Annotated in this window: 25 protein-coding genes and 1 tRNA gene; 12 read left to right on the top strand and 14 right to left on the bottom strand. The window is 62.2% G+C overall.

From position 1 onward, the window contains the following. Positions 1–14: 14 nt before the first annotated feature. Positions 15–932, bottom strand: coding sequence for a PLP-dependent cysteine synthase family protein (locus GJR98_RS09920; protein ID WP_151137861.1), 918 nt, complete (start codon positions 930–932; stop codon positions 15–17). 149 nt (positions 933–1081) lie between these two features. Between GJR98_RS09920 and GJR98_RS09915 the strand changes: the two genes are divergently transcribed. Further along, on the top strand, positions 1082–1459 hold the full coding sequence (locus tag GJR98_RS09915) for a thioredoxin family protein (RefSeq protein WP_151137858.1): 378 nt from the start codon (positions 1082–1084) through the stop codon (positions 1457–1459). Positions 1460–1467: 8 nt separating this feature from the next. Here the strand turns inward: GJR98_RS09915 and GJR98_RS09910 are convergent, their stop codons facing one another. Continuing rightward, entirely contained in the window at positions 1468–3585 is a 2118-nt protein-coding gene (locus tag GJR98_RS09910) for a thioredoxin domain-containing protein (protein ID WP_151137855.1), read from the bottom strand. Positions 3586–3754: 169 nt separating this feature from the next. On the opposite strand from GJR98_RS09910, the gene purD reads away from it, so the two are divergent. Together purD and GJR98_RS09900 are read left to right on the top strand one after the other, a co-directional pair. Then, a complete protein-coding gene (purD, locus tag GJR98_RS09905; RefSeq protein ID WP_151137853.1) occupies positions 3755–5041 on the top strand; it encodes a phosphoribosylamine--glycine ligase in 1287 nt (428 codons plus the stop codon). Positions 5042–5137: 96 nt separating this feature from the next. Beyond that, entirely contained in the window at positions 5138–5647 is a 510-nt protein-coding gene (locus GJR98_RS09900; protein WP_151137851.1) for an acyltransferase, read from the top strand. Between the two features lie 26 nt (positions 5648–5673). Here GJR98_RS09900 and GJR98_RS09895 read toward each other — a convergent pair whose 3' ends face one another. From GJR98_RS09895 to GJR98_RS09875, 5 genes are all read right to left on the bottom strand, one after another. Next, positions 5674–6702, bottom strand: coding sequence for a sensor histidine kinase (locus GJR98_RS09895; RefSeq protein WP_151137848.1), 1029 nt, complete (start codon positions 6700–6702; stop codon positions 5674–5676). Positions 6703–6769: 67 nt separating this feature from the next. After that, complete coding sequence (locus GJR98_RS09890; protein WP_151137846.1) at positions 6770–7381, bottom strand: hypothetical protein; 612 nt, start codon at positions 7379–7381, stop codon at positions 6770–6772. Between the two features lie 195 nt (positions 7382–7576). Next, a complete protein-coding gene (locus tag GJR98_RS09885) occupies positions 7577–8389 on the bottom strand; it encodes a mechanosensitive ion channel domain-containing protein (protein ID WP_151137843.1) in 813 nt (270 codons plus the stop codon). Between the two features lies 1 nt (position 8390). Continuing rightward, positions 8391–9200 carry a diadenylate cyclase gene (dacZ, locus tag GJR98_RS09880; protein ID WP_151137840.1) on the bottom strand — a complete coding sequence of 270 codons (810 nt, stop codon included), beginning with the start codon at positions 9198–9200 and terminating at the stop codon, positions 8391–8393. Between the two features lie 332 nt (positions 9201–9532). Then, positions 9533–9615: transfer RNA gene (locus GJR98_RS09875), tRNA-Leu, on the bottom strand. An 80-nt stretch (positions 9616–9695) separates the two neighbouring features. Between GJR98_RS09875 and GJR98_RS09870 the strand changes: the two genes are divergently transcribed. Continuing rightward, a complete protein-coding gene (locus tag GJR98_RS09870) occupies positions 9696–10004 on the top strand; it encodes a transcription initiation factor IIB family protein (protein ID WP_151137838.1) in 309 nt (102 codons plus the stop codon). On the opposite strand, the gene GJR98_RS09865 is transcribed toward GJR98_RS09870, so the two are convergent. The 6 genes from GJR98_RS09865 to GJR98_RS09840 form a co-directional block, all read right to left on the bottom strand. After that, positions 10005–10214: a hypothetical protein gene (locus tag GJR98_RS09865; protein WP_151137835.1), complete on the bottom strand. Its 210-nt coding sequence runs from the start codon at positions 10212–10214 to the stop codon at positions 10005–10007. 29 nt (positions 10215–10243) lie between these two features. Further along, on the bottom strand, positions 10244–10747 hold the full coding sequence (locus GJR98_RS09860; RefSeq protein WP_151137832.1) for a phosphopantetheine adenylyltransferase: 504 nt from the start codon (positions 10745–10747) through the stop codon (positions 10244–10246). 91 nt (positions 10748–10838) lie between these two features. Beyond that, the gene (locus tag GJR98_RS09855; RefSeq protein ID WP_151137830.1) at positions 10839–11303 is read right to left on the bottom strand and encodes a winged helix-turn-helix domain-containing protein; all 465 of its coding nucleotides are present in this window, start codon (positions 11301–11303) and stop codon (positions 10839–10841) included. 106 nt (positions 11304–11409) lie between these two features. After that, on the bottom strand, positions 11410–12486 hold the full coding sequence (locus GJR98_RS09850; RefSeq protein WP_151137827.1) for a glutamate--cysteine ligase: 1077 nt from the start codon (positions 12484–12486) through the stop codon (positions 11410–11412). Positions 12487–12623: 137 nt separating this feature from the next. Then, positions 12624–13262 carry a fibrillarin-like rRNA/tRNA 2'-O-methyltransferase gene (locus GJR98_RS09845; RefSeq protein ID WP_151137825.1) on the bottom strand — a complete coding sequence of 213 codons (639 nt, stop codon included), beginning with the start codon at positions 13260–13262 and terminating at the stop codon, positions 12624–12626. Then, positions 13259–14098 (bottom strand): NOP5/NOP56 family protein, encoded by an 840-nt coding sequence (locus GJR98_RS09840; RefSeq protein WP_151137822.1) that lies wholly within the window; start codon positions 14096–14098, stop codon positions 13259–13261. The genes GJR98_RS09845 and GJR98_RS09840 overlap by 4 nt, the downstream gene beginning before the upstream one ends. 127 nt (positions 14099–14225) lie before the next feature. On the opposite strand from GJR98_RS09840, the gene GJR98_RS18055 reads away from it, so the two are divergent. The 8 genes from GJR98_RS18055 (at position 14226) to GJR98_RS09805 (ending at position 18599) form a co-directional block, all read left to right on the top strand. After that, a complete protein-coding gene (locus GJR98_RS18055) occupies positions 14226–14360 on the top strand; it encodes a rubrerythrin-like domain-containing protein (RefSeq protein ID WP_151137819.1) in 135 nt (44 codons plus the stop codon). Continuing rightward, a complete protein-coding gene (locus tag GJR98_RS09830; protein WP_151137817.1) occupies positions 14357–14776 on the top strand; it encodes a hypothetical protein in 420 nt (139 codons plus the stop codon). The genes GJR98_RS18055 and GJR98_RS09830 overlap by 4 nt, the downstream gene beginning before the upstream one ends. A gap of 52 nt (positions 14777–14828) precedes the next feature. Beyond that, positions 14829–15200 (top strand): hypothetical protein, encoded by a 372-nt coding sequence (locus tag GJR98_RS09825; protein ID WP_151137815.1) that lies wholly within the window; start codon positions 14829–14831, stop codon positions 15198–15200. Positions 15201–15243: 43 nt separating this feature from the next. Then, on the top strand, positions 15244–15894 hold the full coding sequence (locus GJR98_RS09820; RefSeq protein ID WP_151137812.1) for a DUF6517 family protein: 651 nt from the start codon (positions 15244–15246) through the stop codon (positions 15892–15894). 82 nt (positions 15895–15976) lie between these two features. After that, positions 15977–16129, top strand: coding sequence for a hypothetical protein (locus GJR98_RS17485; RefSeq protein ID WP_191965445.1), 153 nt, complete (start codon positions 15977–15979; stop codon positions 16127–16129). Continuing rightward, complete coding sequence (gene corA, locus GJR98_RS09815; protein ID WP_151137811.1) at positions 16126–17109, top strand: magnesium/cobalt transporter CorA; 984 nt, start codon at positions 16126–16128, stop codon at positions 17107–17109. The genes GJR98_RS17485 and corA overlap by 4 nt, the downstream gene beginning before the upstream one ends. A 221-nt stretch (positions 17110–17330) precedes the next feature. Then, entirely contained in the window at positions 17331–18329 is a 999-nt protein-coding gene (locus GJR98_RS09810) for a transcription initiation factor IIB (RefSeq protein ID WP_151137808.1), read from the top strand. A gap of 90 nt (positions 18330–18419) precedes the next feature. Continuing rightward, positions 18420–18599 (top strand): DUF7836 family putative zinc-binding protein, encoded by a 180-nt coding sequence (locus GJR98_RS09805; RefSeq protein ID WP_082682085.1) that lies wholly within the window; start codon positions 18420–18422, stop codon positions 18597–18599. A gap of 24 nt (positions 18600–18623) precedes the next feature. On the opposite strand, the gene GJR98_RS09800 is transcribed toward GJR98_RS09805, so the two are convergent. Beyond that, complete coding sequence (locus tag GJR98_RS09800; protein ID WP_151137806.1) at positions 18624–19031, bottom strand: translation initiation factor IF-2 subunit beta; 408 nt, start codon at positions 19029–19031, stop codon at positions 18624–18626. Positions 19032–19149: the final 118 nt, after the last annotated feature.

Genomic DNA, 19149 nt, shown 5'->3' with positions numbered 1-19149 from the left:
TCGTCCGCCCTCGCTTATTCGTCGAACATACCGGTCGACATGTAGCGCTCGCCAGAGTCCCAAAAGACGGTGACGACGAGCGGTTCCTCTCCTTCTGCCGCATTGAGGTCTGCGAGTCGCTCTGCGACCCGTTTCGCCGCGAGGAGTGATGCCCCGGACGACTGCCCGACGAGGATACCCTCTTCCCGGGCGAGTCGGCGGCACTCCGCGACGGCGTCGTCGAACTCGACGACTTCGACGTCGTCGATGAGGTCAGTGTCGAGGTTCGGACTGACGAATCCGGGACCCATGCCCTGGAACTCGTTGTTGTCGACTTCTCCGCCCGAGAGGACGGCGCTGGCTGCGGGTTCGACGCCCACGACCTGCATCGACGGGAACTCTTCTTTGAGTCGTCGTCCGTTCCCGGAGATGGTGCCACCGGTGCCGATACCGGCGACGAACGCGTCGATTTCTCGGTCACCAATCTGGTCGAGAATCTCCTCTGCAGTCGTCCGATAGTGGGCGTTCGGATTCGCTGGGTTCTCGAACTGGCGGAGTTGGTACATCCCTTCCTCCTCTTCGAGTTCGTCGGCCCGGTCTTTCGCGTCGGAGATGTCGCCCTCGACGAGTTCGATGGTGGCACCGTAGGCGCGCATAATCTGACGGCGCTCCGGTGACATCGATTCGGACATGACGATCGTCAGGTCGTACCCTTTCGCTGCGGCGACGACCGAGAGTCCGATTCCCGTGTTCCCAGAGGTGGGTTCGACGAGTTTGTCACCCGGTTCGATGTCGCCGGCGTCTTCGGCCGCCTCGACCATCGCCAGTGCCGGGCGGTCTTTCGCCGACCCGCCGGGGTTCTTGGACTCTATCTTCGCCGCGATGGTCGACCCGTCGGGAGAGTCGACACGGACCAGCGGCGACCCGATAGCATCGAGGATACTGTCGTCCATCGACCCGCAGTACTCAGTGCGTGCGTAAACGACTGGCGGAGTCGGTGGAATCGGCCACTGTCTGGGAGACTCGGCATCCTCGCTCGTCGTGAGCGGCGAACGCCGCCGCGAGCGCACCCGTTAAATCAGTCCGCGCGTTACACCGGCGCATGGCCGAAGCAGAGACGCTCGAAACGATGCAACCGAATCCGGCGTGGGACGCCGCGTCCTACGAGGACGCCGTCGCAACCCTCGGCGCAGCCGACTACACGTTCAAGGTCTGGGGCGGTGACTGGTGTGGTGACTGCCGTCGACAACTCCCCGACTTCGCCGCCGCACTCGACGCCGCCGGTGTCGCAGACGAACACATCGAACACTACCCAGTCGAGAAAGCCGGCGACGGGTCGAAGATTGGCCCACTCGTCGACGAGTACGACATCGAACTCATTCCGACCGTCGTCGTCGAAAAAGACGGCGACGAAGTCGCGCGATTCGTCGAAGAGGAAGCCGTCCCGATTGCCGTCTTCCTCGCCGACCAACTCTCCTAACTACTGCGTCACGCTTCGTTTTCGCCGCCCGCCGTGAACCACGCGAGTGCCTCGTCTAAGTCGTGGGTCGGCGCCGAACAGGTGAAGCCCTCACAGGCGTAGACGGTCGGTTCGCCGTCGGTCGCCTCGCGGGCAGCCCAAATCGGCGGCGCTTCGTCCAGTCCAAGTTCGTCTAGCCACGCGTCGAGTTCGTCGTCGGTGCCGGGTCGCCGGGAGACGACGAGTCCCGGGAAGTACCGTGAGGCGAGGGTCTCGCGCCACTCGTCGGGAATCTCGTCTGCTGCGATGGTGAGTTCGGGGACGCCGCTCGCCGCTTTCTCGGCAGCGAGTGCGAGCGAGACGTGTTCGAGCGGACTCCCTCGGATGCGGTTCGCGTAGCTTTCGAGGACGGCGTCGGCCGCTTCGCCGAAGCCAGCGTCGGGCGCGACGTGTTCGAGGTCCAAGAACAGCGACGTGGCGACACCGAGACTGGAAGGCGTCGATTGGTCTGTGGCCTCCTGTGGGCGTGTGACGAGTGCTTCGCCGCTCTCGGGCGTGAAGTAAAGCGTCCCGGCGTCGTCGTCGTAGAACTCTCGAAGCGTCGCCCGCGCGAGGTCGAGCGCGAACGCGAGCGGTTCGATGTCACCCGTCGCCTGATACAGGTCGAACGCGCCGCGCGCGAGGAAGGCGTAGTCTTCGAGGTAGCCGTCGCCTTTGACTTCGCCGTTCATCACGCGCCGGGAGAGTGTCTGTGTCTCTTCGTTCCAGAGGTTCTCGCGCACGAAGTCGAGGGCGCGGCGTGCATCTGCTGCGAGCGAGTCGTCTTCGAGTGCGACAGCACCCTGTGCGAACGCCGAAATCATCAGGCCGTTCCATCCCGCGAGAATCTTCTCGTCACGGGCGGGGTGTTCTCGCCCCTCACGGGCCGCGAAGAGGGCTTTGTGGACTTTTTCGAGGCGTTCTTCCACCTCGGACTCACTGAGGTCGTACTCTTCGGCGAGGTCCGCAGTCGTCGCCGAGACGTTCAGCACAGTCGTCTTGTGCTCGAAGTTCCCGCCGGGAGTGACGCCGTACCGGTCACAGAACAGGTCTGCTTCGAGTTCCGGGACGAGTTCACGAACGTCCTCGGGCGTCCAGACGTAGAACGTTCCTTCCTCGCCGCCGGACTGGGCGTCGAGCGTCGAATAAAAGCCGCCGTCGTCGTGGCTGAGTTCACGACGGACGAATTCGAACGTCTCGGCAGCGACAGTCGCGTACTCCTCGGTTCCGGTCAGGCGATAGGCGTCGAGGTAGCGTGGCGCGAGTCCCGCCTGGTCGTAGAGCATCTTTTCGAAGTGCGGGACGGTCCACTCTCGGTCGACGCAGTAACGGTGGAATCCGCCGCCGAGGTGGTCGCGGAGGCCGCCGTTCGCCATCGCGTCGAGTCCTTCGACCGCCACGTCGAGTGCGTCGCGGCGACCGGTGATGGCGTACCCACGGAGGAGTGCGTCGATACGTCCGGGTTGCGGGAATTTGGGGCCGCCACTGCCGAATCCGCCGTGGTCGCGGTCGGCGGCGCGAAGTGCTGCCTGTACTGTCTGGTCGAGGACCTCCGAACCCGGTGCCTCACCGGGAACGTCGGGCGTCTCCTCTAACTGGTCGGTGATGGCACGAGTCCACTGCGTCGCACGGTTTTCTATCTCGTTTCGGTCGGTTTGCCACGACTCCGCGAAACTCTCGACGATGTCGCGGAAGCCGGGCGCGCCGCGGCGTGGTTCCGGTGGAAAGTATGTCCCGACGAAGAACGGTTTCCCTTCCGGGGTCAACCACACAGAGAGGGGCCACCCGCCGCCACCGGTGACCAGTTGGCAGATAGTCTGGTAGATTCGGTCGAGGTCCGGTCGCTCTTCGCGGTCGACTTTTACTGGGACGAAGTGTTCGTTGAGAACCTCGGCGATTTCGGGGTCAGAGAAGCTCTCGTCGGCCATGACGTGACACCAGTGACACGCCGAGTAGCCGACAGAGAGGAAGATGGGTTTGTCCTGCTCGCGGGCCGCTTCGAGCGCCGTCTCGTCCCACGGCTGCCAGTTGACCGGGTTGTCCGCGTGCTGGCGGAGGTACGGGCTTTGCTCCTCGTCGAGTCGGTTGCGTCCCACCGGGTCGGTCATAGTTCGAGTAGGGCACTCCGAGAACTAAAACGGCGTGGAGACGGTCGTTTGCGACCGTGGTGGTTCGAGACGATGATTCACTCGTTGGGCGCAGATGTATACACAAACGTGACTATTTTTCCATGAGTGAAGAGCAATCTTTACACTCCCGTGCGCAGGGTATGCGAATATGAGCGAGACCGTCCTTCTCGTCGGTGGCGGCGGCCGTGAGCACGCGATTGCCCGTGCGCTGGCCCCCGACTGTGACCTGTACGCCTGTGCGAGCAACCGAAATCCCGGTATCGCCGACCTCGCCGAGGACTTCGAGACCATCTCCGAGACGGCAGCAGACGACATCGTCGACTACGCCGAGTCCGTCGGTGCAACGCTCGCAATCGTCGGCCCGGAATCGGGTCTGGCGGCGGGTGTCTCCGACGCCCTCGACGCGGCGGGAATCTACACGTTCGGTCCGCAAGAGGCCGAGGCCCGCATCGAGACGGACAAGGCGTTCCAGCGGCAGTTCATGCGCGAAAACGACATTCCGGGCAATCCCGACTTCGCAACCTTCGACGACATGGAGTCGGCGTGCGACTACATCGACGAGTACGACGGCGACCTCGCGGTCAAGCCCGCGGGGCTGACCGGTGGAAAGGGCGTGAAAGTCATCGGCGACCAGGTGACGCCCGAGGAGGCCAAAGCGTACCTTCGTGACTCCGACTACGAACGCGTCGTCCTCGAAGAGCGACTCGTCGGCGAGGAGTTCACCATTCAGGCGTTCGTCGCCAACGGCGAGTTCCGCGTCAGTCCGGCCGTACAGGACCACAAGCGTGCCTACGAGGGCGACGAAGGCCCGAACACCGGTGGGATGGGCAGTTACACCGACGTGACGCCGTCGCTTCCGTTCATGGCCGACGGCGACTACGAGGCGGCTGTCGAAGTCATCGACGCAGTGGTCGAGGCGATGCCCGACTACAAGGGCATCCTCTACGGGCAGTTCATGCTCACGAGCGAGGGGCCCAAAGTCATCGAGTTCAACGCCCGCTTCGGCGACCCAGAGGCGATGAACACACTGCCAGTCCTCGAAACGCCGTTCCTCGACGTCATCGTCGCTGCGCGCGAGGGTGAGGCACTTCCCGAACTCGAGTTCGCCGAGAAAGCGACCGTCTGCAAGTACGCCGTCCCCGAAGGCTACCCGACGGACCCCAAAGCCGGAGCGAAGATTACGGTCGATGTGGACGAAGACAGTGGCGCGCTCCTGTTCTACGCGAGCGTCGATGCACGAGACGACGGCCTCTACACGACCACCTCACGGTCGTTCGCTGTCGTCGGCCACGCAGAGACCATCTCACAGGCCGAGCAGATAGCCGAGAACGCCCTCGCCGACGCAGGTGACGGGTTCCACATCCGCCACGACATCGGCACCGAAGCGCTCGTCCAGCGTCGCATCGACCACATGGCCGAGATTCGCGGCGAGTAACCGACACGAGTCGGCGACCCATCGACCACGCACCGACGACCCACTGCCCCGCCGCACGGCGTGGGCGCTTTTATCCTGCCGGACTAATCGAGTGTCGTGACCGACGAGACGACCCCGCGACACGACCGCATCGACCACCACCCGACACCCGGGCCGCGAAACTCGCTCCAGCACTGGACAGACGCAAAACCGGTCTGGCGCGTCATGCTCAACTATCTGTTCGTCCTCGTCGCCCGCATCGCTCCCTCGCTCCGGATTCGAAGCTGGGCGCTCAGACGAATCGGTGTGACCGTCGGAACCGGCGTCTCGTGGGGACTCGAAGCGACGCCAGACGTGTTCTGGCCGGAACTCATCACCATCGAAGACCACGCGATAATCGGGTACGACTCGGTTATCCTCTGCCACGAGTTCCTCCAAGACGAGTATCGAACCGGCGAAGTCGTCGTCGGTGAGGGCGCGATGATTGGTGCGAAGGCGACTATCCTGCCGGGCGTTCGTATCGGTGCCGGCGCGCAGGTCGCGGCGAACTCGCTCGTCACCCGTGACGTTCCACCGGGAACCACCGTCGCCGGCGTCCCGGCGCGGCCGATGTCAGACTCCGACTGACCGACGCAGGACACATCGGGCGGTCGTCACTCGTCGGTGACTCGTTCTTCCAGACAGAGACAGAAGACTGCGCCCTCGTCGTCGTCGGTGTCTTCGACCCAGAGGTCGCCGTTGTACGACGAGATGACGTTGTCGGCGAAAAAGAGGCTGATTCCCGTCCCGTGGTGGAGTTGGTCGTACTCCTCGCGCCCGAAGATGAGGTCTCGCTGTCCTTCGGGGACGCCCGGTCCGTTGTCTGCGACGCGAATGAAGACGTTTCCGTCGGCTCGTTCGACAGATATCTCGACTCTCGGTGTCTCCTTGTCGTTGTGAGTGACTCCATTTTCGAGGAGGCACTCGATTGCTTCGCCGAGCAAGTCGTCGGCGATAACTTCCACTTTGGGGACGTTCTCGAACTCGAACTCTGCGTCGGGGTACTCGATCGTGGCGTCGACGATCTTCTTCTGCAAGATGACGTCGAGACGGACAGGGCGGTTCGAGCGCCCGTGTGACCGTTCGAGCAAGTCACGGAGGTCACGCGCTCGTTCGGATTTGTGGACGATGTCGAGGACGGTGTCCTGTACGAGGTGGAGTTCTTCGAGTGTGTCTTCGTCGTCGATTCGACTCGCGACCTGTTGTGTGTAGCCGTAGATGATGTTCAACTCGTTCCGGAGGTCGTGCCGAAGGAGGCGACTGAGCACGTCCGAGACGTTCTCGTACTGGCGTTGTTTCGTGGTGTCGAGGAAGAACGCGAGGAACCCCTGGACGTCGCCACCGACTACGACTGGCGTGGCAAAGCCGTTGCCGTAGACGACCCGGTCGTCCGTTCGTCGCACGACGAACTCACCTGACCACGTCTCTCCCGCGAGCATGTGCTCGATGATTTCGTAGTACACCTCTTCGTTTCCCGCGATGAGGCCAACCGGTTCGCCGATTATCTCGTCGTACTCGTACCCCAGAAAGTCCAGTCCAGCGTCGTTGATGTCCTGAAATGCGAAGTTCGTGTCTGCAATCAACATGGGGATATCCGCGCTTCGGAAGGCTTCACGATAGAGTTCAGCGTCAGTATCCACCATGTGACGTCTTGCGAGAGAATCACGGCACGGATACTTATCTTCAGCGGTCGTTTGACCGAAAAAAGTGTCAGTGGCCTCGCAGGTCGAACACGCGCTGGTAATAGCGAGCGACGATATCGACCGTCGAAGAGATGTCGCGTTCGGGACTGTTGCGATGCCAGTCGTCGTGCTGTTCCACACCAGCGACGAAGTACTCGGCCAGATTTTCGATGTCGGCGGCGGTCGCTGACGGAATCATTCGTGCGAGTTTGATGCGGTGTGCACGCCGCGCGATGGACCGCCACCCATCGCGGCGTTGTCCATGAAGGCGCCAGAATCGTGCGTGCAGGACCGCGTACTCGGTGCTGATGTCGATTTCCTCGCACACCGATTCGAGGAGTATCCGAACGTCGCGCCACCGAGGGTCGTCGTTGATAGACAGGTCGGGTACTGCCTCGGCAGCGTCGACGAAGGTCCCCTCGGGAACAGGCCGCGACAGGCAGTCGTAGAACGCCGCCCGGTTTTCGATTTCGTCTTGCAAGAACAGTGCGCGCATGAACAGTTCGCCGGCGCGTTCGGCACGGTTTGGGTCGGCGTCCGGGAAGTCGATTTTGAACGCGTTTGACATGTACTCCGTCGCACGTGTTGCGGCAGTGTTCGCCGCGTCGAAGTCGCACTCGACGAGATACGTTTCCCGCATATCCTGATGGTGAAACCCTCTGAGAAGGGTCTCAGCGGCCTCGATGGCGCGCGTGGAGGGGGTTGAAACGTGGATTGTGGGGAGATTTCTCGTCATCGTATTCAGGGAATCCGATACGAAACAATCTCTGGTCCACTTCTAAACTGTTATGGCGGAATGCTAAGAGGAGAAGCGTCGAGTCTGCCTAATCGGTGGTCAGCGGACTCGTCCGATACCTTCGTCGAAGACGCGTGCGTTCGGAAGGATGTACTCCTGTTCTTCGGCCTCGACGTAGGTGACGAACATATCGAACTCCTGGACGACACCTTGAACCTCACCGACGACGATCTCGTCGCCGATGCTGTACGGTTGCGTGAACAGGAGATAGGTTCCCGCAGCACCCGACTTGAGGAGGTCGTGGAACGCGACTGCACTGAGGACGATGAGTCCGAACAGGTAAGCACCGAGGAGGACGATGAGTGCGGCGATTGCGACCCCGACCTGTGAGAGTGCGATGAGCGAGGCGAGGAAGAAGACGGTGTACTTCGCGAGCGACGGGAGGATGTTGACCTGCGGCAGTTTCACTCCACGGAATCGCTCGGCGACGAGGAGTTCGACCTTGTCGCCGATGACGACGCCCACGATGAGGACCAAGATGGCGATGAACAGTTGCGGGAGGATGGCGATGACGAGTGCCCAGAACCGGTCGACGTAGTTGACGCCGACGAACGAGAGTGCGGCAAAGAGGGCGAGGCCGAGCACGAAGTACCGGGTCAACCACGACAGTATCTCTATCGTCGACGTATCGAAGTCGCGAGCGGTCCGCTCGAAGGCGGTCCCCTCGATGGCGTCGGGGACGCCGATACCGACGAGTAGCCGTTGGACGAGCGACCCAGCGACGTACGCGAGAACCAACCCGAGTGCGAGGATGGCGACGACGCCGAGAAATCGAAGGCCGACCGTCTGGACGAGTCGTTCGACGACGCTCCCGACAGACTGGAGAGGAAGGGGCGAGGCGGACCCCATCATCTTAGTAGTCCTCCGGGTCGATTTCGAGAATCATCTTTCCGCCCTTGAACGCCCGGACGAGGCCGTCAGATTCGGAGAGGACGATGGCGGTGGCGTTGGTGTCGCGGGTGATAGCGCCCCCTGCCATGTGCCGTGCGCCGAGGCCCTTCGGAATGTCTACGCCCTCGGCGGAGGGTTCGAGGTAGCGGTACGCGGAGACGATTTTGCCCGAGTCGGAGATGACGAACGCACCGTCGAGTCGCGAGAACTCCTTGAGCATCACGTTCACGATGGGGTCGCCGACGTAGACGTGCGACTTCTCGAAGGGGTTGTACGACAGCGGCCGCGACTTGTTCATCACCTTGCCGGCGTCGCCGACGATGAACAGCGCACCGACTGGTTCGCCCTTCTGGCCTTTCTTCCCCAGTTCGATGGCAACCTCGAACACGTCACGAATGACGCCGGGGTCGGCCCGTGAGTTGGCGAAGAGGTCGTAGATTCCAGAGCGCATGTTCTCTTTCACGCGGACACGGACGACCGAGTCGGGGTCACCGCCGAAGATGCCGACGTTGCAGGCGATGGTGTCGCCCGCCTCGACGAGACTCTGTTCCATCGCACCCTCGACACCGAACCGAATGCGGTCTTTGACGTTCTGGAACTGGAGCGGAAGTTCGACGAACGTCTCGGCGTCGACTGTGTTCTCGGGAGCGATGACGATGGTCGGAACATCCGCCTCTGCGAACCGCTCGTAGTGCGAGTGGCTCGGTGTGAAGAGGAATAGCCCATCGACATCTGTCACGATGTCGCCTAATAATTCGGATAACGCCGCCATTGGTGGACACACACACCGGGTGAGAAAAAGGGTTGTGACGCGTCAGACGTGTGGCGTGCGATTCTCGGGCGTGAGTCGAGCAGAGTGCCTGATACATCCGGGTCGTTATTCGTTGTGAAATCTGGGATTGGGGAACAAAGTGGGGAGAGAGGGTTTGAGACGAATTTCGGGAGCGGTGCGAAGACACGTCTCTCACGGTGTTCCGGGATACATGCGCGGGATAGGGTTCGAACCACGGTCGCTCCTTTCAGTCGCTCCCTGATTCGGAACCCTGTGTTACGAGTTTCGTCCTCACTGTCGCTCACTCCGTTCGCGATGGTTCGGACAGAAAATGCGCGGGACAGGGTTCGAACCTGCGAAGGTCTACACCACAGCGTCCTAAGCGCTGCGCCTTTGGCCACTTGGCTACCCGCGCGCAGTTCCACGTTACCACAAACAACCTATCAAGTTGTCGTTCGCCGCGGAGGTTATGTCCCTCCACCCACAACGCCGAGTATGTACAGCGCCCGAGACCAGCGAGACAACGAAGAGTGGCTGGCCCGCATCGACGCCGCCGCCGACAGTCTCGAACTCGGTAGCGAGGCACGCTCGTACGCCTCGGACATGTTCCTCACGCAACTCCCCGACGAAGACCGCTCGAAGAAGGCAGTGGCCGCCGCGAGTCTCTACGCCGGCGCACTCATCGCAGGGGAAGAACGGTCGCAGTCCGCCGTCGCCGATGCCATGGACGTCTCACGACTCAGTATCCAGCAACGCTGGAAGGACCTTCTCACCGAGGCTGGCTTCCGCCCGCCGAGTTGGTAGTCAGTCGCTCGTTTCGGTCGGCGAGAGTCCTTGCCGAGTAAGCACTGCGTAGGTGGCGGCGATGGCGATGATGCCTGCGAGGATACCTGCCGGGATTCCGACGAAGAGCGAGAAGAATATCCAGTGAGAGGCAACTTCGGTGACGGCGATGCCGACGAGGAGGGCGGCGGGGATACCAACCGCGAAACTCGCGAGGAGCGGGTGGCGCATAGGCGACAGTACGACCGCCGGCGTGAAAATTATTCCTCGGTGCCGGGTGGGGTTCGGCCGCGGCCCTCGCGGTTCGGTGTGAGGTTGCCGTGACGGTCGATTTCGCCCATCACGATGCGAGTCGAAGAGATGCGGTCACCGTCTTCCGCAGGGACGTGCTCGACGACTTCGATGTCGAGCGGTTTCAGCCCGCGGTCTTCGCGGATTTGGTTGACTCGGTTGCCGCCGGACTGCGTCTCGGGTGAGACGATGAGGATGTCGAATCCCGGTTCGGTCGCGATACCAGTCGGTTCTTCGAGAACACGAATGTCGAACTCGCGGTCGTGTTCTTCCGCCAGCGGCCGTAGCTCCGCTTCGAGGTCGGCCTTCCTGGTCTCGTAGGGACGGACGTACCGGTCGACGTGCCGGGTTTTCGGTGCGAGTTCGTCGCTCGTGAGCCCCACCGTGACGTCGCCCAACTCGAATGCGCGCTCGAACAGCGCGATATGTCCATCGTGGACAGGGTCGAAGGTCCCGCCCAGCGCGACGTGCATACTCTCGCGGTGGAGGCCCCGTGACTTAAGCGGGTCGGGTTAGACTAGTACTGAGTACGTCCCGGACGCCTGGAGACGCAGAACGAAGTCGTCACTCTTCTCGAACTGTGATGGTGACCGGGTCGGTCTCGTCTGAGCCATCCGTGCCGAGTCGTCGGTCCAGGTTGAACACGGCGTTCAACTGCGATTGAACCTGACTCGTGACGCCCTTGACGAGTTCGCTCGGTACGATTGCGACGTACTCGTACGGGTTGTTTCCGGCGCCGGAACTCTTCCGCTTGCGACGTTCGACCGTCTCGTCGTCGGTGAGTTCCGCGAGCGCCTCTCGAACCGTACTCGGGTACAGTCCAGTCCCTTCGGCGACCTCTTCGCTCGTCGAGTAGGGGTTCTGTCGGAGGAAGACGTAGATGCGCGCTCGTGTTTCGGTGTCGAGAATCCACGCGAGAAGGTCCACCAACCCATCGTCGAATTCGGAGACGGCGCAGTCTGCTGGCCCGTCAGTGTGCTCTTCGTCTGTCGATTCGACTTGCCCCTCAGTGCTCTGATCCGCAGACATTTGTGCTACGAAAAAGGACAAATCACAGGCGGTAAAAAATGTTTCCTGTCAAGTCTCGCTATTGTTTTCGTGCGCCCGTAGTTCGAGAGGCCGTTCCCGAGTGTCCCTAGTCGAGCGTCAGGTACTCACACAGCGCGTCGAGTCCAGACTCCTCGTGGATGCGGCGTTGGATTTCGGTCCCCGATTCGGCGTCGAAGAGTGACCGGAGACCGTCCACACCGAGACGCTCGGACTCGTCTTCGACGAACGTTTCGAGGTCGATGGTGTTCTCAGCGTCGGGCGTCATGAAACTCGCCTCTCGGCCGTAGCGCGTCGCCCGCCACTTGTTCTCGTCGAGTATCTCACGTCGAATCTCGTGCCCTGCCTCGCCCGACTCGTATCGGTCGGCGAGATCCAAGACGAGTGCGTGGACGTACTCGACGAAGTCGGCCACTCGTTGCGGGTCGGTCTGGCCGTCCGGCGTTCGAATCTCGACCGTCCCGTGGCCCGTGTGGGGGCGAACGTCGTACCAGAGTTCGCCGCGGTCGTCTATCGACCCGTACTCGACCATCCGGCGTTCGAACGTCTGGAAGTCCTCGAAGTCGTCGAACGCCGTCGGCATCCCTGTGTTGGGGAGGTTCTCGAAAATCTTGGCCCGCGCAGATGCGAGGCCGGTGTCGAATCCGTTCCAGAACGGAGAGTTCGCCGAGAGGGCGAGGAGTGGCGCGAGGTACCACCGGAGTTCGTTGGCAATCCAGACCGCCTTGTCGGCGTCGTCGACGCCGACGTGGACGTGCAGGCCCGCAGTCGTATTTCGGTGCTGTGGGTACTGAATCCGGTCGAGTTGCGCCTGATAGCGCGGTTTCGTCGCGTGGTCGAGTTCTCGCCACTTCGCCGCCGGGTGCAGACCCGCCGCAGCGATGCGATACCCGTGGTCTGCTGCGTGTTCGACGAGTGCCGCACGAACCGACGCGATGGCGTCCGCGACCGCAGAGGGGTCCTCGATGAGGGGCGTCTGTGTTTCGATAGTGAACTCGAACAGTTCGTGGTCGAGTCGCCCAACGAGCGGTTCCGGGGGTTCCGGTCCATAGACCAAATCGTCGATACCCGACGTGGGGCGACCGTCGGCATCGACGATATAGAACTCCTCTTCGACGCCGAGCGTCCCCATTCGGTCGAAGGCATCCGCCGACCCTAGTTCCATCGCAACCGCGTAAGATGCCCCTAATTAAAAACGCAGTGGACCCCGGCGAACGCGTCGCACGACTCCGAGTGGTCGAAACGGCGGATGGTGATAGGTCGCTGACGACTACGCCGACGAGGTGAGCGCGTCAACTGCCGTCACTTCGGGCGGGCTACGATGCCGAGGTGGTCGGCGTGGAACCGGTCCAGTCGGGCGGTTTCGAGGATTTCGTATCCCGATTCGAGGGTAGCGAGGACGTCGTCGAACACGTCGTCGGGGTCGGCAGTCACGTCCTCACTTCGGGCCTTGACTGCCATGAGGAGGCGGCCGTCGTCCGCCAAGAACTGTTCGTTGCGGAGCGCTACAGTCGCCTGTCCGCGGGTTGCAACGTCCATCACGAGCGCATCGACGTCGGATTCGACGACGTGCGCGTACGATTCTGGGTCGCGCGCGTCTTTCAGCAGTGGGAAGAGATTGTCGCGGTCCTCGGCCACGCCCACGAGGTCACGAACTGGACGCGGTGCGAACTCGACGGCGTACGTCGGCCCGGCGAAGTCTGCGACGTGCGAGACTGTCGTCCCCGCCGCGGCACCGAGGTAGAGGACCGTCTCGCCGCCGACGAGGCCCGTGTCCATCCCGAGTTCGAGCATTCCGCCGAGTTTCGAGCGACCAGCGTCCCACGCGCGCCATCCGTCTGCGTCGGTTGGTTCGCCGTACACCGGCGCACCCTGTGTGGAGAGTCGCTCGCGTCCATCGAAGGTCCGGCGTTCGACGCCGGCAGGGAGGTCGTCGCTCATTCGTCTCCCTCCTCGGCGCGAGCGCGAATCGTCGCCATTCGCTCGGCGAGTTCGGTGTGAATCTCGGGACGGTAGTCGCCCGAGTAGTAGTCGATACGGGCCGCGATGGAGAGTTTCCCTGCGAACGCGCGCGCGGCCGACCCGCGGTCCTGCGGACGCGTCCCGCGAACGTACTCGTGGGTGAAGATGACGCCGTGTTTCGGCGACGTCGCACGGCCCTTCAGGTGGGCGAACAGGGCGTCCTCGGCGCCGAGTACCTGCACCGTCCCGCTCGGTGCTTTGGCGAGGCGGTCGAGACTCCCCGCGAGCGAGATGAGTCGCGCGGTGAGGACTGGACCGGCCATCTCCGAGAGGTTCGGTGCGACTGCTGGCGCACGTTCTTCGATGAAGGTCCGGAGGTCGTCACGCTCGTCAAGGAGGTCGATAGCACGCGTCGCGTAGGAGACCACGCGCTCTTCGGCGGCCGTCGTCGGGTCGCGGGCAGCGATGTCGCGGACGCCATCGAGGCCACGGGGAACGTCGTCGTACAGCGTTCCGGCCCACTCGACGACTCGCTCTGCGAGTTCGTTCGCAGTTCGCTCGGCGTCGTCCATCGCGCGGACTGCGTGTGCGAGTTGGAGGTCGTCGGCGCGTTCGCGTTCGGCAACTTCCGCACTGGCAGCGGCGAGTGTCGCCTCACGAAGTTTCTCGTAGTAGTCGTCCTCGTCGGCAGCGAATCCGCTCTCGACGGCCACGGCCGGCCACTCCGCGGGGGCGTCGGCACGCCCCTCGCGGATGCTGTGTGCCCCGGACGCGGGGTCGTCTGGGTTCGCGTCGGCGAACCATGCGTCTGTCATGGTGGCGGGTTGCGTCCCATTCAGGTAAAAGGGCACGGACCGCCGGGCGAGCGTGCCGTCTGTGGCGGTTGTATGTGGGAAACACCCATGGTAAGTTTTAACATGACCAGTGCCTTACCACTTGTCGATGGAGAGGACATCGTACGTTTGTCGTGAGTGTCAAACGACAGTGAGCCCTGCATCGTACCGTGCCACGTGTCCCGAGTGCAGCGGCGAACTTCGACCCTCGTCGGTGACTGGCCGACGTCGGGCCGGCGATTGAACGAGACGTACGGGTCGTCCGACCCGAGTGTCGTGCGCTCGATTGCAGTGACAACCGACGACCTCGTCTCGGCGTTCGAAGCGAACCGAAGAGCCAACCGGCCGGTCGTCCTCCGGGTAACACCGCCATTTTACGGACGCATGCGAGCGCGCATCCACCTGACCGGTGGAGAAGGGACTGATTACGTCGACCCGTCGCCGATTCACCTCGACCCCGAGGTCTTCTTCGACGAGGCGGTCCCGACGTATCCCGAAGTCGACGACACGCGTCCCGAACCATACGAACTGGAGACGCATCACGAACACCACACGAACGCAGTCACCGAGTGGCGCACGGCGGTTCGGTCCCACCTCCGCGACACCGTGGAGTTCCCGACGAGAGCGGGCCACACCGTCGACGTGAAGTACCTCGGGTGAGGCGAGTCAGCGGAGCGAACCACTTTTTCGGTGCCGATACTTCGGTGCGTACATGAGCACCGACGAGTACCGCCGTGGGAGGGAGGTCGAGCGCGAGCGCCAACAGAAACAGCGCAAAGCACGCGGCCGGTACCGGGGCGTGATACCCGTCATCTACGCCATTGGGTTCGTCATCTTCACCGGCGTCTCGCTGTTCATCGGCCCGGAACCGGCGTTCACCGTCTACGTGGTCACACACCTGTTCTACGCGGGCCTCATCCGCGCAGACATCAAGTCGCTTCGGAGTCAGGGCATCGACTGGGGAGCCTCGCGACACCTCTGGTTCGGGGCGTCGTTCGCGCTCCCGTTCGTCGCCCCGCTGTACTACCTCTACAGCGGACGCGTCATCCGCCGCGAGAACGAATCTCGTGGACTTGCTGACTAACAAGCCACCTAACTTATAGCCGGAGAGACGGACATTCGGAGTAATGGTCTCCAAACACGCACTCGCTGCGTTCGCGTTCGCAGCGCTCGTTCTCACGAGTGGGTGCCTCGGCGTGCTCACCGGTGAAGAGTCGTTGACGTTCGAATCTGAGCCTGCCGCGACCGACGCGACAGTCGCGTCCAACGCCGGCTACGAGACGAACGGAACACGGACGCTCGAAGTGAACCGAACCTTCTCGGTCGCCGGCCAAGAGCGCCAGGTCGTCGCGAGCAACCACATCACGACGTACGAGAAGAAGATCGACCTCGGCTTCTTCGAAGCAAAACTGGGCGTGTTCAGCGTCATCTCGACGCCAGCAGTGGAAGTCGCCGGCGAGACGCTGAACCCCATCGGCGACTACTCCAACGACCAGTTGATTGGCCTCGTCCAGAGTCAGTACCGGGGCCTCACCGACGTCGAACAGGTGAACTCGCGGAACGTCCAGATTCTCGGTGAAACCGCCAACGTGACGAAGTACAGCGCCAAAGCGACGTTCGCCAACGACAGACAGGTCGACGTCTACGTCCACGTGACCAAAGTCCGTGACGGCGACGACTTCATCGTCGCCATCGGCGTCTACCCGCAGCAACTCGATGGTGAAGAAGACAACATCCTCGAACTGATGCGTTCCATCGAGCATCCGTCCGAAGCGTAACTACTCGGCAGTTCCGCACACCGCCCGTCACCGAGGTGTCGTCGGGCGAGACTTTTTCTCGCAGGCACGGGTCCGTGGTTCTATGAATCGCCTTCGAACGACTGGAATCGCCACGACGATACTTGGCGTCGTCGGCTACGTCGCTGGAACACTCGTCGCCTATCCGGGTCGTGCGTTCTCGTTGACGGCTGTCATGGTCGGCATCACCCTGTGGGCCGTCGGAGGGCAGACGTGATCTCCGCGCTCGTCTACGACGACGGCGGGGTGACCACCTACGACGAAGCCGAACTGACGGAGGCGCGTGATGCCGACGGAACGACGTGGGTCCGCGCCACCGAGGAAGCAGACTTCGCTCGCGTCGCGGACGCGTTCGGAATCCACCCGCTCACGGTCGAAGACGTCCGCAACGATGCCCGACCCAAGACGGAGATGTACGACGACTACACCTTCGTCATCCTCCGGAAAGCGGCGCTTCGAGCAGGGGAACAGGTGTTCGAAGACGAGGTCCTGACCAGGCCAATCGGACTCTGTTTCGGCGACGACTGGCTCGTGACGCTGACTCGTCGGAGCCTCTCCCCAATCGACCGGGTGTGGGACTCCGTCGAGTCGGGAGAGACGCGATTTCTCCGCTTCGGCCCCGACTTCGTGGCCTACCACGTCATCGACCGAGTCGTCGACGACTACTTCGACCTCTTAGACGAGGTTGGAGAGGAGATAGAAGCCATCGAGGACACCATCTTCGACGGACCGGACCCGACGATTTTGGAAGGTCTGAACGAGATTCGACGCGACTTGCTCTCGTTCCGAAAGACGGTGTGGCCGACCCGCGAGGCCGCCAGTGTTCTCGCTCGCGGCGACCCCGACTTCGTTCGTGAGGTGACGGAGAAGTACTACCGCGACGTGTACGACCACCTCGTCGAACTCGTCGACCTCACAGAGACCTACAGAGACCTCGCACGTGGTGCGCGTGATATCTACCTCAACACGCTCTCACAGTCCACCAACGAGGTGATGAAGACGCTCACAGTCGTCGCCACCATCATCCTGCCCCTTACGCTCGTCGTCGGTATCTTCGGGATGAACTTCGACCCCGCCGTCTCTGCGTTCAACATGCCCGAACTTGGATGGAAGTACGGCTACGCCGCGACGATGCTGGGGATGGCCGCAGTCTCTGGTATCTTATTGGTCTATTTTCGGCACGAAAGCTGGCTCTAATTGGACGAAAGTGATTTATTATTCCATTCGCCACCGAGAACGCGACTTCGTGTCCTTACCTTCACGACAATTCGTTCACATCGTGCGATTACCCGTCGTAAATCAGCGAAAAATTTATATGCTTTTCGGCCTTACTGTTGGTAAGGCCCGTCCCCGCCGGATAGTTCTTTCGTCTTCTCATCCTCTCCCGGCCGAGACGTGTCGACGCCTCCCAACTCATAATGAGCGATACCACCACCACCCGAACCTACAGCACCGACGCGAAGGCCCGAGACGTACAGTCTCGTGAGTCCGAGCGAGACGAGCGACAGCGAGACGAAGAGCAGGTGTGCCCCGAGTGCAGCGGTCAACTCGTGCACGACTCCGAACACGGTGAGACCGTCTGCCGTGAGTGTGGTCTCGTCGTCGAGGACACCGTCGTCGACCGCGGCCCCGAATGGCGCGCCTTCGACTCCGCCGAGCGAGACAGCAAGTCCCGCGTCGGTGCCCCGACGACGAAGATGATGCACGACAAGGGACTGTCGACCAACATCGGTTGGCAGAACAAGGACGCCTACGGGAAGTCCCTGTCTCCCCGACAGCGTGAGCAGATGCAGCGTCTTCGCACGTGGAACGAACGCTTCCGCACCCGCGACTCCAAGGAGCGCAACCTGAAGCAGGCACTCGGTGAAATCGACCGGATGGCATCGGCCCTCGGTCTCCCCGAGAACGTCCGTGAGACTGCCTCGGTCATCTACCGCCGCGCACTCAACGACGACCTGCTCCCCGGCCGCTCCATCGAGGGCGTCGCCACCGCGTCCCTCTACGCCGCGGCCCGCATGGCCGGAACGCCCCGGTCACTGGACGAACTGGAGAAGGTCTCCCGCGTGGACAAGATGGAACTGACCCGGACGTACCGCTACGTCGTCCGCGAACTGAAGCTCGAAATCAAGCCCGCGGACCCCGAGCAGTACGTTCCACGGTTCGCCAGTGAACTCGGCCTCTCGGACGAAGCAGAACGACAGGCACGTCAACTGCTCCGTGGGGCGAAAGAGACGGGCGTCCACTCAGGGAAGTCGCCGGTCGGCCTCGCTGCCGCCGCCGTCTACGCGGCCGCGCTGCTCACCAACGAGAAGGTGACGCAGAGCGAAGTCTCGAAAGTCGCAGACATCTCAGAGGTCACCATCCGCAACCGATACAAAGAACTCCTCGAAGTACAGGACGAGAGCCTGTTCGCCTGAGCGGTTTCGGTGGGGGTGGGAGCCCACGCTTTTTCTAAAATGTGCCAAACCGTAACAAGATTTATCCGCACTCCCGAAGCATATCTGAGTATGGTCGAAGCGTTCGTCCGGCTCTTATGCCCCGAATGTGGAAAAGACTGGGAGACAAATCCGACGTCGCTCCCGGCTCATCGGGACAACTTCTCGTGTCAATCCTGTGGTGCGACACGGCGTACTGCTGAGTTCATGCGGACAGAACGCGACCTACAGACGCTCAAGCAGTTCGACTAAGAACGGACTGACTCTGGGTCGTGTTTACAGGTCAGGAATTGCCGAGAGCGCACCGCACGCGTCACACTTCAGTACTTTTGCGCCCTGTTCGGTGACCAACCGCGTGTCTGGCGAGTCACACTCACTGCACAGTACGAACGACTCGACGTAGTCGTCGAGTGCCTCGGCGACACGTCGCTGTTTGAACTCGCCGGTGAATCGGACGCGACCCTTGTCGTCGAGTTGGGCGCTCGTCCCCAGCTCGGACTGGAGGAACTTCTGGAGGTGGTCCGGCGCGCGCGCCAATCGGTCGTGCGTCTCAGCAAAGTTCTCGTAGACCGTTGCGTTCCCCTCTTGGCGGACCACCGGGTCGGGAACAGTGAATCGGTCGCTACCCTCGCTGACGTCTGGAGCCTCCGAAAGCGCCCGTTTCAGTTGCTCGTCGTAGTCCATACGCGACTGTACATTTGGCAGTGCGTAAAATATTCACGACCCTCACCGAGGTGCGCGCTACATACTGGTATAAAGTACTCGATAGATTTCTGGTCGTTTGGGGAATCAATACCGGAAA

The sequence above is a fragment of the Haloferax marinisediminis genome (assembly GCF_009674585.1).
In the GTDB taxonomy this organism is placed as follows: domain Archaea; phylum Halobacteriota; class Halobacteria; order Halobacteriales; family Haloferacaceae; genus Haloferax; species Haloferax marinisediminis.
The sequence above is the reverse complement of the archived record's forward strand: the minus strand, read 5'-3'. Positions and strand labels throughout refer to the sequence as shown.

What these genes read in the sequence shown, in the direction of transcription:
- GJR98_RS09920 (WP_151137861.1), bottom strand. Translation starts at nt 932, where the DNA reads ATGGACGACAGTATCCTCGATGCTATCGGGTCGCCGCTGGTCCGTGTC.
- GJR98_RS09915 (WP_151137858.1), top strand. Translation starts at nt 1,082, where the DNA reads ATGGCCGAAGCAGAGACGCTCGAAACGATGCAACCGAATCCGGCGTGG.
- GJR98_RS09910 (WP_151137855.1), bottom strand. Translation starts at nt 3,585, where the DNA reads ATGACCGACCCGGTGGGACGCAACCGACTCGACGAGGAGCAAAGCCCG.
- purD (WP_151137853.1), top strand. Translation starts at nt 3,755, where the DNA reads ATGAGCGAGACCGTCCTTCTCGTCGGTGGCGGCGGCCGTGAGCACGCG.
- GJR98_RS09895 (WP_151137848.1), bottom strand. Translation starts at nt 6,702, where the DNA reads ATGGTGGATACTGACGCTGAACTCTATCGTGAAGCCTTCCGAAGCGCG.
- GJR98_RS09890 (WP_151137846.1), bottom strand. Translation starts at nt 7,381, where the DNA reads ATGCGGGAAACGTATCTCGTCGAGTGCGACTTCGACGCGGCGAACACT.
- GJR98_RS09885 (WP_151137843.1), bottom strand. Translation starts at nt 8,389, where the DNA reads ATGATGGGGTCCGCCTCGCCCCTTCCTCTCCAGTCTGTCGGGAGCGTC.
- dacZ (WP_151137840.1), bottom strand. Translation starts at nt 9,200, where the DNA reads ATGGCGGCGTTATCCGAATTATTAGGCGACATCGTGACAGATGTCGAT.
- GJR98_RS09870 (WP_151137838.1), top strand. Translation starts at nt 9,696, where the DNA reads ATGTACAGCGCCCGAGACCAGCGAGACAACGAAGAGTGGCTGGCCCGC.
- GJR98_RS09865 (WP_151137835.1), bottom strand. Translation starts at nt 10,214, where the DNA reads ATGCGCCACCCGCTCCTCGCGAGTTTCGCGGTTGGTATCCCCGCCGCC.
- GJR98_RS09860 (WP_151137832.1), bottom strand. Translation starts at nt 10,747, where the DNA reads ATGCACGTCGCGCTGGGCGGGACCTTCGACCCTGTCCACGATGGACAT.
- GJR98_RS09855 (WP_151137830.1), bottom strand. Translation starts at nt 11,303, where the DNA reads ATGTCTGCGGATCAGAGCACTGAGGGGCAAGTCGAATCGACAGACGAA.
- GJR98_RS09850 (WP_151137827.1), bottom strand. Translation starts at nt 12,486, where the DNA reads ATGGAACTAGGGTCGGCGGATGCCTTCGACCGAATGGGGACGCTCGGC.
- GJR98_RS09845 (WP_151137825.1), bottom strand. Translation starts at nt 13,262, where the DNA reads ATGAGCGACGACCTCCCTGCCGGCGTCGAACGCCGGACCTTCGATGGA.
- GJR98_RS09840 (WP_151137822.1), bottom strand. Translation starts at nt 14,098, where the DNA reads ATGACAGACGCATGGTTCGCCGACGCGAACCCAGACGACCCCGCGTCC.
- GJR98_RS18055 (WP_151137819.1), top strand. Translation starts at nt 14,226, where the DNA reads ATGGAGAGGACATCGTACGTTTGTCGTGAGTGTCAAACGACAGTGAGC.
- GJR98_RS09825 (WP_151137815.1), top strand. Translation starts at nt 14,829, where the DNA reads ATGAGCACCGACGAGTACCGCCGTGGGAGGGAGGTCGAGCGCGAGCGC.
- GJR98_RS09820 (WP_151137812.1), top strand. Translation starts at nt 15,244, where the DNA reads ATGGTCTCCAAACACGCACTCGCTGCGTTCGCGTTCGCAGCGCTCGTT.
- GJR98_RS17485 (WP_191965445.1), top strand. Translation starts at nt 15,977, where the DNA reads ATGAATCGCCTTCGAACGACTGGAATCGCCACGACGATACTTGGCGTC.
- GJR98_RS09810 (WP_151137808.1), top strand. Translation starts at nt 17,331, where the DNA reads ATGAGCGATACCACCACCACCCGAACCTACAGCACCGACGCGAAGGCC.
- GJR98_RS09805 (WP_082682085.1), top strand. Translation starts at nt 18,420, where the DNA reads ATGGTCGAAGCGTTCGTCCGGCTCTTATGCCCCGAATGTGGAAAAGAC.
- GJR98_RS09800 (WP_151137806.1), bottom strand. Translation starts at nt 19,031, where the DNA reads ATGGACTACGACGAGCAACTGAAACGGGCGCTTTCGGAGGCTCCAGAC.